General features: G+C 60.5%; 12 protein-coding genes. 6 read left to right on the top strand and 6 right to left on the bottom strand.

The window, feature by feature from the left end; genetic code table 11:
* From HY896_13915 to HY896_13890, 6 genes are all read right to left on the bottom strand, one after another.
* The coding region (locus tag HY896_13915) for a CoA transferase (protein ID MBI5577443.1) at positions 1-321 on the bottom strand (321 nt) is incomplete at its 3' end.
* Positions 322-350: 29 nt separating this feature from the next.
* Positions 351-1,778 carry a CoA transferase gene (locus HY896_13910; GenBank protein ID MBI5577442.1) on the bottom strand — a complete coding sequence of 476 codons (1,428 nt, stop codon included), beginning with the start codon at positions 1,776-1,778 and terminating at the stop codon, positions 351-353.
* 266 nt (positions 1,779-2,044) lie between these two features.
* On the bottom strand, positions 2,045-2,251 hold the full coding sequence (locus tag HY896_13905) for a hypothetical protein (GenBank protein MBI5577441.1): 207 nt from the start codon (positions 2,249-2,251) through the stop codon (positions 2,045-2,047).
* Positions 2,252-2,254: 3 nt separating this feature from the next.
* On the bottom strand, positions 2,255-3,631 hold the full coding sequence (locus HY896_13900; protein MBI5577440.1) for a hypothetical protein: 1,377 nt from the start codon (positions 3,629-3,631) through the stop codon (positions 2,255-2,257).
* Positions 3,613-3,984: a hypothetical protein gene (locus HY896_13895; GenBank protein ID MBI5577439.1), complete on the bottom strand. Its 372-nt coding sequence runs from the start codon at positions 3,982-3,984 to the stop codon at positions 3,613-3,615. Before HY896_13895 ends, HY896_13900 begins: the two co-directional genes overlap by 19 nt.
* Positions 3,984-4,364: a hypothetical protein gene (locus HY896_13890; protein MBI5577438.1), complete on the bottom strand. Its 381-nt coding sequence runs from the start codon at positions 4,362-4,364 to the stop codon at positions 3,984-3,986. The genes HY896_13895 and HY896_13890 overlap by 1 nt, the downstream gene beginning before the upstream one ends.
* A 257-nt stretch (positions 4,365-4,621) precedes the next feature.
* Here HY896_13890 and hemL point away from each other — a divergent pair, with 257 nt between their 5' ends.
* From hemL to HY896_13860, 6 genes are all read left to right on the top strand, one after another.
* The gene (gene hemL / locus HY896_13885) at positions 4,622-5,965 is read left to right on the top strand and encodes a glutamate-1-semialdehyde 2,1-aminomutase (GenBank protein ID MBI5577437.1); all 1,344 of its coding nucleotides are present in this window, start codon (positions 4,622-4,624) and stop codon (positions 5,963-5,965) included.
* Between the two features lie 121 nt (positions 5,966-6,086).
* Complete coding sequence (locus tag HY896_13880) at positions 6,087-6,284, top strand: AtpZ/AtpI family protein (protein MBI5577436.1); 198 nt, start codon at positions 6,087-6,089, stop codon at positions 6,282-6,284.
* A complete protein-coding gene (locus HY896_13875; protein MBI5577435.1) occupies positions 6,274-6,717 on the top strand; it encodes an ATP synthase subunit I in 444 nt (147 codons plus the stop codon). Before HY896_13880 ends, HY896_13875 begins: the two co-directional genes overlap by 11 nt.
* Positions 6,718-6,732: 15 nt before the next feature.
* Positions 6,733-7,494 (top strand): F0F1 ATP synthase subunit A, encoded by a 762-nt coding sequence (gene atpB / locus HY896_13870; protein ID MBI5577434.1) that lies wholly within the window; start codon positions 6,733-6,735, stop codon positions 7,492-7,494.
* A gap of 86 nt (positions 7,495-7,580) precedes the next feature.
* On the top strand, positions 7,581-7,916 hold the full coding sequence (locus HY896_13865; protein ID MBI5577433.1) for an ATP synthase F0 subunit C: 336 nt from the start codon (positions 7,581-7,583) through the stop codon (positions 7,914-7,916).
* Between the two features lie 187 nt (positions 7,917-8,103).
* Positions 8,104-10,515 carry a hypothetical protein gene (locus HY896_13860; protein MBI5577432.1) on the top strand — a complete coding sequence of 804 codons (2,412 nt, stop codon included), beginning with the start codon at positions 8,104-8,106 and terminating at the stop codon, positions 10,513-10,515.
* Positions 10,516-10,898: the final 383 nt, after the last annotated feature.

Genomic DNA, 10,898 nt, shown 5'->3' with positions numbered 1-10,898 from the left:
CGGCTTGTGGAAGTCGAGCGAAAGGAAGTACTCGTTCGGGTTCGCGCCGAAGAAGCCCAGCCCCGTCCCCTTGTCCGGCATCCACCGGGAGAGGGGATAGAGGAACGGCTCGTTGAACGGCGTGGTGTGCCGCATCGGCTCGCCGCGCTTCGGCAGCTCGACCTTGATCGTCTCGGCGCCGAGCTCGGCAAGGTACGCCGCGCAGGACGGTCCGAGGATGTACTGGGTCGTGGAAACGACCCGGATCCCCTTGAGGACTTCCGGCTTGTGGAACCGCTCCTTCGTGTTGAAAACCGTTCGGCAGAAATCCTCGAACGTCATGTCTTTTAACGATTTATCGACACCTGTCATTAGATTACCCCTCCCTTCTTCAGGCTGGCGAGATCCTCACGGTTCAAGCCAGCGAGGCGCCTGAAGACGTCCTCGTTGTCCTGTCCGACCGTCCTGCCGATCCACTTGATGCGGCCCGGCGTGTTCATGCCGATGAATCCGGACCCGCCGATCAGGACCTTACCGTAATTGAGGTCGTCGACCATCTCGATGTGTCCGCGGTACTTGTAATGCGGGAACTCGCAAACCTCGTCGATGAACGAAACGCCGCCCGAGGCCACTTCCTCTTCCTGCAGCGCGGTTTCGCATTCGAACCGGGTGAGGTCCTTCATCCACTCGACCAGGGTCGTGTACGTCTCGACCTGGATGTAGTGGGGGAGACGGTCGGTGACCACGCGGAGCTTCGGATCCTCGCAGATGTGCTGCTCGAGCTCCGGCTTCGCCTTACCGCAGGCACGCCAGATCCGGAACCAGAGGCGGTCGTGACCGCCGCCGACCATGATCTGCCCGTCCTTGCAGGGATTGACCGCGTAGATGTTGATGGCGAGGTCCCAGTTTCCGTAGCGGGGCCGAATGGAGGCGTCCATCCCGTGCCAGCCCCAGTTGTAGTCGATGATCCGGATGACGCCCTCTGCCGCCGTGCACTCCACGAACTGGCCGGTCCCGAGGAACCGCTCACGGGCGTAAAGGGCCGCCATCGTGCCGATCGCCGCGAAGGTGCCGCCGACCTGGTCGGCCAGCCACCACCCCGAACGTGTCGGGGTGCCGCCGAACGACACCGGCGCGCCGGTGCCATGCGTGAATCCCATCGAGCACTGCCCGACCGGATCCAGGGCGCCCGGCTGATCCTTCAGCGGGCCCCACTGGCCACGCTCGCCGACCCACAGGTAGACGAGCCTGGGGTTGATTTCGGAAAGCTGCCGATAGCCGATTCCCAGGCTGTCGTAATGTCCGGGGGCGGCATTTTCTATCAGGATGTCGACCTGCGGAATGATCTGCTTCAGCAATGCCCGGCCTTCATCCTTCTCGAGGTCCAGGGTGACGGAGAACTTGTTACGCGCTTCGGCCAGGAACCGGGCGCCGCACTTCTCGCCGTTCTTCGCCTCGAACATGTACTCCTCGCGGCCGAAAGGCGCGCGCGTGCGCATCGGATCGCCGCCGGGCGGTTCCACCATGATGACTTCCGCGCCCAATTCCGAGAAGTGCGAAGAACACCAATGGCCGATCTGCTGGCTAGCCGTGCAGTCGAGCACGCGGATCCCGTCGAGGGATTCGGGCTTGTCGGCGTTGAACTGCTGCCGGACCGCGGATTCCACCCACAGGGAATATTCCTTTTTCTTCTCGTCCACGCCCGCGTAGACTTCGTCGACTGTGGGCGCCGGGATGGCCGGCCACGGCAGAACTTTTATCGTGGGCCGCTTTTTCTCAGTACGCCACGTGTCTCCCATTCTTCCCCTCCTTGAAAATTTTCCTTGCGCTTGCGATGACCGCAGTTAATACCCTGCCTTTCCTTGCAGTAACCGTCGTTTCCTTGCTAGACCACCCTCCTTTCTTGTCGATTTATGGAAAAAATTCCCCGGCCCCGCATGAAACCCGGGGTAAACGGGAAAACCCCTTATAAAACAGGAATTTCCACCCGATGGGCGGACTCTTTTTAGAAATACGTTTTATTTTATATCCCGTATAGCGAGGATATGTCAAGGGGTATTTTTATTTATAAAACCTTTTTTTGACGTTTGAGAATGACATGCAATCCGACCGTCCCGTAAGCGATTCCGTCACGGTTGGGAGCGATGAGCGGAGTGGCCGCGACAGCCTCCCAGCCGTCTTCCCCCGCCTGGTGGAGCCATTCCATGTCGGATACGAGGCCTTCCTTCGTCTCCTTGTACATCACCATTTTCTCCATATATTCAAACGTCATCGTCTAAGCACCTCCTCCCGGATTATTCGGAAATATCCCGGTCGATTCGGCGATGCGTTGGCATATCTCCCGGTAGAGAACGGGATGCTCATCCTCCGGAGCTGCCATCATCCGCAGCGACAGGACCGAAATCTCGTTATACAGTTTCCGGAGGCGTTCCTCGCCTCCTTCCCCGCTGAAACCTTTCAATATCGAACCGTGGTTCATGGAGAATTTTTTATCGGTCAGAAGCGCGATCTGCCGGCCCGCGTCGACGAGTTCCCCGGGCGACTCCGACAACAAGTACCTGGCGAGGTGCCGCGCCATCATCGCCTGGTCCATTCGGGCGTTGTCCTCGCGAAGGCGATCGATCTTCTCTTCCTCCGGCATGAGTTTCCAGACAAAGAAGTCGGCGCCTTTCGTCATCGTCATGCGACCGCCCGAGTACCGCTCGAAGAAGAAGGTCAGGGCGCGTTCAGGCACCTTGTCCGCAATGGCCAGGATCAGTTCCCGGAGGTAACGGGAAGGGATGTCGAAGAAGGACGGCCATCGGCTTACGAATGTAGATACGATCTCGCGGGTTTCCTCGGTCGTCAACAGGTCCATATGGACGAAAGCGGTAAGGCGCAAGTCCTTGAGGGACAACGTTTCGAGCGTCTTCCCCAACTCGCGGACCTTCCAGCCGGGCGGCCCTTCGCGGGGGTACCGTTCCATTACCGGCCCGATCAGGGATTGGGGGTCCAGGGAAAGGCCCGCCGTCTTCGCGACTAGCATCCGGATTTTCCGGAGCAGGTCCTCGCACTCCTCACCTGCCCCGGATGAAACGGCCTGCTCGACAAGCGGCCCTGCCGAGGCAGCAACGGACCGTAGTTCCTCGGCCGGAACGGTGCCGAGCCTGTCGACAAGGTCGAAATAGACGGCGAATTCGAGCGTCCCCTCGTTGAATCCCGGGTCGGAAAGCATGTATGGCCGCAGGAGAAGGCCCGCTTTCGCCAGTTCCCGGCGAAGCTGCAACGGCGCTACATCGTTCAGGTTGGCGCCGATCTTCGGCCATTTTTCCCTGACCGTCATCTCCTGGTATTCTTCCTGGGTGAGCCATGGAGGATCGAACCGCTCGCCGTCCCGTTTCTTTTCCGCAAGCTCCGCGAGGGCATACTCCGTGTAGGCGGGGAGAAACCCTTTGACGAAATCCCGTATCTCCGATTGGGTCAGATACTCGGTATAGCCCGCCAGAAGGCGCTGCCGGGTTTCTTCGTCAAGGCAATCGGTGAAAAGCCTTATCGTGAATCGGAGTTGGGCCTCACCGAACTTCTCGATGTTCAACAGGACGTTGGCCGTCCTGTCCTCGATGCGCTGATGGACCAGTTCCAGGTACGACTGCATCAGGCCGATGCCTCGCATGCGCCAAGGAGTTCCTTCACCTTTACGACGAAGGAATCGCGGGCCTCCCGCGGAAAATCCCATGTCACCGACAGCATCGCGCCGACGAAAGGAAACTCGCCGTCCTCGTCTTCGCCGCCGCAGGCGCCGCCCTTGACCACCTGGGGAACGGATGCGGTCGGGCCCAGCGCGGTGCGAACCGAATCCAGAAGCTTTTCCCCCTCTTCGCTCGACACCGTCTGGAAGGTGCAACCGGTTGGAAGCACGGAGAAAAAGCAGGGGAGCAGGTCTCCGCTTCCCGCGCGGACCAACGCGTCGACATTCCACTGCGCTGCCGACGATCGTACGGATGCCTTGCGGCAGGGTAGCGTCATTATTCTCCCCCCCCAAGGACCTTACGGCGAAGCATCTTTACCATGTTCTCGGCGAAATATGCCTCCATCCCGCTTTTGTAATATTCATCGTCGAGCCACTCGGCGATATGGGCGCGAAGCTCGCGGAGTATATTCAGTTCCCTGTCGAATACGAAAACGACGATCGTGCGATCGTCGCCGTCGTAGAAGCGGAAGGCGAAAAGACCATCGGGCAGTACGTGCATATCGATCACCACCACGTCCGTCGCCCAGAGATCGAACGCCTTCTTCATCTCCATGGCCGTGAAGATCCGATCTCCTACGGTGATCGTGTCGACGCCGGACCAGAGAGGGCCGAATTCCTTCTCGATCAACAATTTCTCGTTATATCGCTCATCCATCCATATGCCTCGTTCGTCGGGCCGTAATGTAGACAAAAGGAATAAAACAGGGTGGTCCGCGGAAGAACTTTTGTACACCCCTCGCATCGACCGTGTCAAGCCATTTTATAATGGCGTTTTGCATCATGCGTAAATTCCATAGCCTTTTCCGTTAGATGCCTTCCTTGACAGCGGTGCGGAGCACGGATACAATTCGCCCAAATTTTCAACGGCTGCGTTGTACAATCGAATTGTAATATTAATGAGGAGGCAGGCGGGTGGCCAAACCCAGGTCGAGACTCTCGAAAAAGCTGTTCGAGGATGCGAAAAAGGTCATCCCCGGGGGGGTGAATTCTCCGGTGCGTGCCTTCCGGTCGGTGGGCGGAACTCCCTTGTTTATCGCGAAAGCGAAAGGGGCAAGGGTCACCGATGTGGACGGAAATACTTACATCGATTACGTTTCCTCCTGGGGGCCCATGATCCTCGGCCACGCACACCCGAAGGTTGTGGCTGCCATCCGCAGCGCTGCCGGAAGAGGGACGAGTTACGGCGCGCCGACGGAGGGAGAGGTCAGGCTTGCGAAACTTATCCGTCGCGCCTTCCCCTCGATGAAGAAGGTGCGCCTTGTTTCATCGGGCACCGAAGCCGCCATGAGCGCCGTCCGCCTGGCCAGGGGGTTCACCGGCCGGGACAAGATCGTAAAGTTCGAAGGTTGCTACCACGGCCATGCCGACTCGATGCTCGTCAAGGCGGGCTCCGGTGTACTGACATTCGGCCAGCCCGATTCGCCAGGTGTCCCAAAGGACCTGGCACGCCACACGCTGACTGCGAACTTCAACGACGCCGCCTCGGTTCAGCGGTTGTTCGAGGCGAACAAGGGCGAGATCGCCGCAGTCATCGTAGAGCCCGTGCCGGGCAATATGGGTGTTATTCCTCCGGCCCCCGGGTTTCTCGACACCTTGCGCGAATTGACGAACAAGGAGGGGGCGCTGCTGATTTTCGACGAGGTGATCTCCGGGTTCCGCGTCGCCTTCGGCGGGGCGCAGGAGTTTCTGGGGATCGAACCGGACCTCACGGTGCTGGGGAAGATCATCGGAGGCGGCCTTCCGGTCGGCGCATTCGGGGGGCGGGGGGACGTAATGGATGCCCTTTCCCCGGTAGGCCCCGTATACCAGGCGGGTACCCTGTCCGGCAATCCCCTTGCGGTGGCAGCGGGGATCGCGTGCCTCACCGAGCTGTCGCAAAAGGGGACGTATCGCAAGCTCGGAGAAAAAGCCGATTACCTGGCCGAAGGCCTTTACGGCGTCTTCGACAAGTCCGGAGTCAAGTCGTGGACCAACAGGGTAGGCTCCATGTCGACCGTCTTTTTCCAGGAAGGCCCCGTGGTGGATTACGCTACCGCCAGGCGCAGCGACACCGCGGCGTACGCGAAATATTTCCACGGGATGCTGTCTAACGGCGTGTACATCGCCCCGTCCCAATTCGAGGCGGGCTTCGTCTCACTTGCCCATACCCGCAAGGACCTGGACCGTACCATCGACGCCGCGCGGAATGCCGTTGCTGCCATGGATGGCAGCATGTCGCGGAGGCCACGGACGGACGGGAGCGACAGGAGAAAATGACCGATTGACTGCGTCTCGTATTGTGTGGTAGGAGACATGGGTTTACACCGTGGCCGATAACAAGCAGGACCGCAGGGAACTATTCCGGGAGCTGGGCAGGTACAGCGCCCTCGGCCTGGAAATGGCCATCTCGGTCGTTGTCGGTTTGGCGGTCGGGTATTACCTGGACAAGTGGCTCGGAACCAGCCCCTGGCTTACGATCTTGTGGCTCGGGTTCGGTTTCGCGGCAGGCGTGCGGAGCCTCTACCGGTCCGCGGTCCGGTCGGAAAAAGACCTGGAAAAGATCGAAGAGAAGAAGAGGAAGCCCGGTGGCAAGTGAGGCTCCCGGCGGAGCCGAAACGGATCCGCCGGCGGGCAGCGATCACCGGGCGGGCAAGGACGGAACGGATGGCCCGTCTCTTCGATCCGCGGAGAGGAAGATCCTCCTTTCCGCAGGATTGATCCTGGGCGGAATCGCCGTCGCGGGGCGTTTCGGGATGCTCCCGGGCGCCGTGTGCGGCGCAGCGATCGCCTACGGGAACTTCTTTCTCATACGGAAGATCCTTGAAAAGGCGCTTCCCGGGGGCGGGCCGATCCGTAAAGAGTTCGTCGTCCAGTACGTGCTGAAATTCCTCGGGCTGGTGGCGGTCGTTTATCTCGTCATCCGTTCCGGGTGGTTCGACGCGCTTGGATTTCTGCTGGGCCTGTCCTGCCTCTTCCTGGGGATCCTCCTCGAAGGTCTGACCAGGGCGGTGGGACAGAAGACAGGGTAAGGAGGGGTAATAACGATGCGCAGATGGCTGACGGGAATCGCGGCGTTGATGTGCATGCCGGCGACTGCGATGGCCGCAGAGGAGCACGGGTTTTCCTTCTTCATGGCCCTGCCCGGAGGGAAGCAGTACTACTACGTATACGCGGCGCTGTTCGTGGCCGGTCTCCTCGCGGTCTTGAGCTTTCTCGTAGTCGGGAGCAAGAAACCCGAAGAGATGGTAGTCCCTGAACCGCGCCTGACCTTCCGCAATTTCTTCGAGCTGATCCTGGGGTTCCTCACGAGCATCGGAGAGGACATCCTGGGGCACCATGCGAAGAAGTACATGCCGCTCCTTGCGACCTGCTTCGTCTTCATCCTGTTCATGAACCTGATGGGGCTCATTCCGGGGCTGCTTCCGCCGACCCAGAAGATGAACATCACCGTCGGCCTGGCAGTCGTCATCTTCCTTTCCACGCACATCTTCGGAGTGGTTGAAAACGGGCTCCCCTACTTCAAGCATTTCCTCGGGCCGGTCTGGTGGCTGGCGCCGATCATGCTGCCGATCGAGATCATCTCCCACCTCGCACGGCCGCTTTCCCTCTCCCTCCGTCTCATGGGGAACATCACCGGCGACCACGCCGTCGTAGGCGGGTTCATGGCGCTGGCGTTCGTGGGATGGGCGGTGCCGTCCCTTTTCATGGGGTTAGGCGTTTTCGTCTCGTTCATGCAGGCGTTCATCTTCACGGTGCTCTCGATGATCTACATCTCGGGCGCGGTGGTGCACGCCGAGGAACACTAAAGAGCAGAAACGGGCAAGGGCATCAACCGCGCCGGGGGACGAAAATCCGCCCGGCGGGATTTCATAATCCGAAAGGGGGACACCCGATGTTCCGCAGAATCACCATTTCTTTTCTGCTGGCCCTGCTTGTCGTGGCAGCGGCCTCCGTCGCCTTCGCCGCTGAAGAAGGTGCTGCCGCCGCAGCGGGCGGGAGCAACGTAAAGACCTTCATCGCGTTGGCAGCCGGATTCGGCATAGCGATCGCATCCTTCGGCGGAGCGCTCGGCCAGGGCAAGGCCATCGCCGCCGGGCTGGAGGGAATCGCGCGCAATCCTTCCGCCCAGAACAAGATCTTCATCCCGATGATCGTCGGTCTCGCGCTGATCGAGTCCCTGGTCATCTACACCCTTGTCATCGCGTTCATCCTCGTGGGGAAGCTCTAAACCGCGACGACCGGGACAGCAGTTCTCGACTTCGAAAGGGCTCCTTCGGGAGCCCTTTCTTTTTCCCGTCAAATTTTTGGCGATTTTGACTGAACTCCTCCACTTTCCCCTCCGTTAAGAAGAATTAATCGCTTTTGCGGCCGCGTTCAATTGCGGCCGCTCAGACGAAAAAGGAAGGAGGAGGAAGATGAGAAAATTCAGTGGGTCCCTGGCATTTCTTCTCGTTTCCGCCGTGTTACTGGCCTCCTGCGGCGGGGGAGGAGGAGCGGCAGGCGCGGGCGGCGGCACAGGAGAGGCAAGCGCGCTGACAGTCGCCGAAAAGGTCAGCGTCGTAGACGCGCAATCCGGCGGAGGAAGTTCACCGGCACGAGCGGCGGCAAGGCGGTCCCCTCCTCCCATTCCCTCTACTTCGGATTATTTTACGGACCGGGCCAACGTCTACGTGGAGGAGCGCTCGGTCGAGGCATTCGACACCGTGAACGAGATTCTATGCATGCTTGGGCAGACCCGTTACGGCTCGATGCTGAACCAGGGGGCCTACAAGGCGCAGGTCGACACGAACCAGTGCAAGGGGCGCGATTCCGCTTCGGCGGGAGGCCAGCAGTCGGCCAACCAGTCCTCGGGAGCGAACATGCCAAGTTACGAGATGTGGACGGTTGTGTCATCACGCGCCGACAACACCGCTCCCCAGATCGTTAAAGCGTGGATACACGAACCCTCCAGCGAGCATGAACCGGAGAAAGTGATTTACGCAAGAGCGGTTATCACCCAAGGCGTAAGCGACAACAACCCGTATGGGCTTTTTACGATCAACTTCAAGGCTTTTCCCGTCGCCGGCGGAGTCGAGCAGACCACTGAAATGTTCAAGGGTGTACTGAAATCCGAATTGGACACCGGCACCGGAAAAGTAGTACTGAAATTTTTCGACTTAGGCGGGTTCACCGGGCCTGAAGGGGCGATGACATTCACCGAGAAGGTCGCGATAGATCGCAACTCCGCGGCGGATGGAGGGGGCAAGATCTATACCCAGTCCGTCTCCCCCCAGGGCACGCAGACGAAATCATTCTCCATCGCCTTCAACGACAACAATTTCCTGCGGGTGGGCGGGGATACCGTCTGCCTGGACCGGAAGAATTTCGACTCCTCCGCATGGAGATACGGGGTTTATGACAGCGACGGCGCCAGGGTCACCCGCGAATCCGGGTTCCCGGTCCGCCTGTCCCGGAGCGGACAGGATTACCGCGGCTGGATCGGCTATTGGGGCCCCTGGTTCCAGGACAACGTGACGCTCGTGAACGGGGAAACGGTCTACAAGCAGACCTTCGGCCCCGGCGGCGGCACGGAAACGGCTTACCAGGTCCTCGTGGCGGGGGGCAAGCTGAAGAAGAACACCCGGAAGACCCTTGCGCTCGGCGACATCGTGAACATCCCGCTCGATATGAACGAGTTCGATCAGGCATCAGGCACCGACAACCAGTTCCGCGTCCTCTGGGACGGCACGAAATTCTCGAAGACCGCCTACCTGGACAGGCAGAACAACTACACCTGGGTGGACATGACCCCGGTCGACATCAACATTAATGCGCTGCGGTATCCCGAGCTTTTCTTCTGGTCGCAGGCGCTGGGCGGCAGCGTCCAGATCAAGCTCCAGGGATGCACGCCGTCGGGCGAGCCGCCGAACAACACGTTCGCCTGCGCGGCGGACAACGCCACCGAGGTCATTTCGTACACGGAAGTCGTCGTGAGCCCAACTGAAACGATCCCGTCAACGCTGGCCTGTTTCGAAAACTGCCCTGATGCCGCAAGCCTGGGCGGGCAGAATCCGTTCAAGGATACCTCCGCTTTCCAGCAGACCGCGCCGGGCTCGGCTTCATACGCCTCCTATACCTTCAACTCGAGCACCCTGCTGCTTCTTGACGGAGGAAGCGCGGTGGTTTCCTCTTCTTCCAGCAGTTCCTTCCCATGGGGCCTTATGACGGGGCCGCTGTTCGACCCGTCGTCGTCCAACCTGTCCCAGCTCGCATGCGGCTGGGACAACACCGGCAACACTACATGCGCGTGGCAGGCACGCAGCAACCTGTCCGTCTACTACACATGGGAGACCGGGCCCAACAACTGGAACCAGTATGTCGGGCTGCAATCGGGCGGAACGTTCCTTGAATTCGATCCTCCGCTTCAGCTTTCGTATACGCATCTCGAGGCGGGCAGATACCTGAACTCGAAGTTCTACCTCGAATACAGCGGCTACGGGGATTTACACGGCATCCCCGGCACATGCGTCGACATGGATACCGGATCGGCCGCGGACTGCTCGCAGGGAGGGCCCGGCTCCTCGATCCGCTGGGTCCCCGAGTTCACGATTCCTGACGGAAGCGCGATGACCGCGAGCGGCGTCACGTTTTACGTGAAAGCCCTGGAGAAGGAGCAGCGCATGATGGTGGCGCCGGGCGGATGCGCAAGCCTTGACGTCACTCCTTACGCCGCATTGACCCTGCCCACTCTCTCCGAGTGGACGGACCCGACCACAGGCGCGGACGCGATCGGTGCCGAGCCCGCGGTCACCGGCGCGCCCGCGGTGGTCGGAGGCGTGTTGCAGTAGAACGTCGATCTTAACCGCAGCCGCCATCTGCGGCGGCTGCCCCAATGAAGGGCGGGGTCCGGGAGCCCCCGCCCTTTTTCTTTGTGCCACCGACCCTCCGCTTTAAGGATGCAGCATTAGTCATTCTTGGACAGCGGGCAAGCCGCCGATACGGGGTGCCCCTCGCGGGGGCGTCGAGCGACGAAGCGGGAGCCAGGGAGGGCGGGCCGCTCCTGCGCCTCCATGCGCTCGCGGCACGCTGCCCTCCATGGCAGCGAGCGAGGAGCTCGCGAGCCGCAGCACGGCCATGGACGGGCGGGCAAGGCGTCCCCCGCGAGGGGTACCCCGTGAGGCGTGCGTAGCCTGATGGTATGATTTGATTTTTTCTGCATCCTAATGGCGCG

The organism is Deltaproteobacteria bacterium, assembly GCA_016218975.1.
Lineage (GTDB): Bacteria > Desulfobacterota > Deferrimicrobia > Deferrimicrobiales > Deferrimicrobiaceae > JAENIX01.
This window is presented reverse-complemented; position numbering and strand designations above follow the sequence as displayed.

Excerpts from the sequence above, each read along its gene's own strand:
- HY896_13895 (MBI5577439.1), bottom strand. The coding sequence starts at position 3,984 with ATGACGCTACCCTGCCGCAAGGCATCCGTACGATCGTCGGCAGCGCAG.
- HY896_13890 (MBI5577438.1), bottom strand. The coding sequence starts at position 4,364 with ATGGATGAGCGATATAACGAGAAATTGTTGATCGAGAAGGAATTCGGC.
- HY896_13905 (MBI5577441.1), bottom strand. The coding sequence starts at position 2,251 with ATGACGTTTGAATATATGGAGAAAATGGTGATGTACAAGGAGACGAAG.
- HY896_13900 (MBI5577440.1), bottom strand. The coding sequence starts at position 3,631 with ATGCGAGGCATCGGCCTGATGCAGTCGTACCTGGAACTGGTCCATCAG.
- HY896_13880 (MBI5577436.1), top strand. The coding sequence starts at position 6,087 with ATGGCCATCTCGGTCGTTGTCGGTTTGGCGGTCGGGTATTACCTGGAC.
- HY896_13865 (MBI5577433.1), top strand. The coding sequence starts at position 7,581 with ATGTTCCGCAGAATCACCATTTCTTTTCTGCTGGCCCTGCTTGTCGTG.
- HY896_13910 (MBI5577442.1), bottom strand. The coding sequence starts at position 1,778 with ATGGGAGACACGTGGCGTACTGAGAAAAAGCGGCCCACGATAAAAGTT.
- HY896_13860 (MBI5577432.1), top strand. The coding sequence starts at position 8,104 with ATGAGAAAATTCAGTGGGTCCCTGGCATTTCTTCTCGTTTCCGCCGTG.
- atpB (MBI5577434.1), top strand. The coding sequence starts at position 6,733 with ATGCGCAGATGGCTGACGGGAATCGCGGCGTTGATGTGCATGCCGGCG.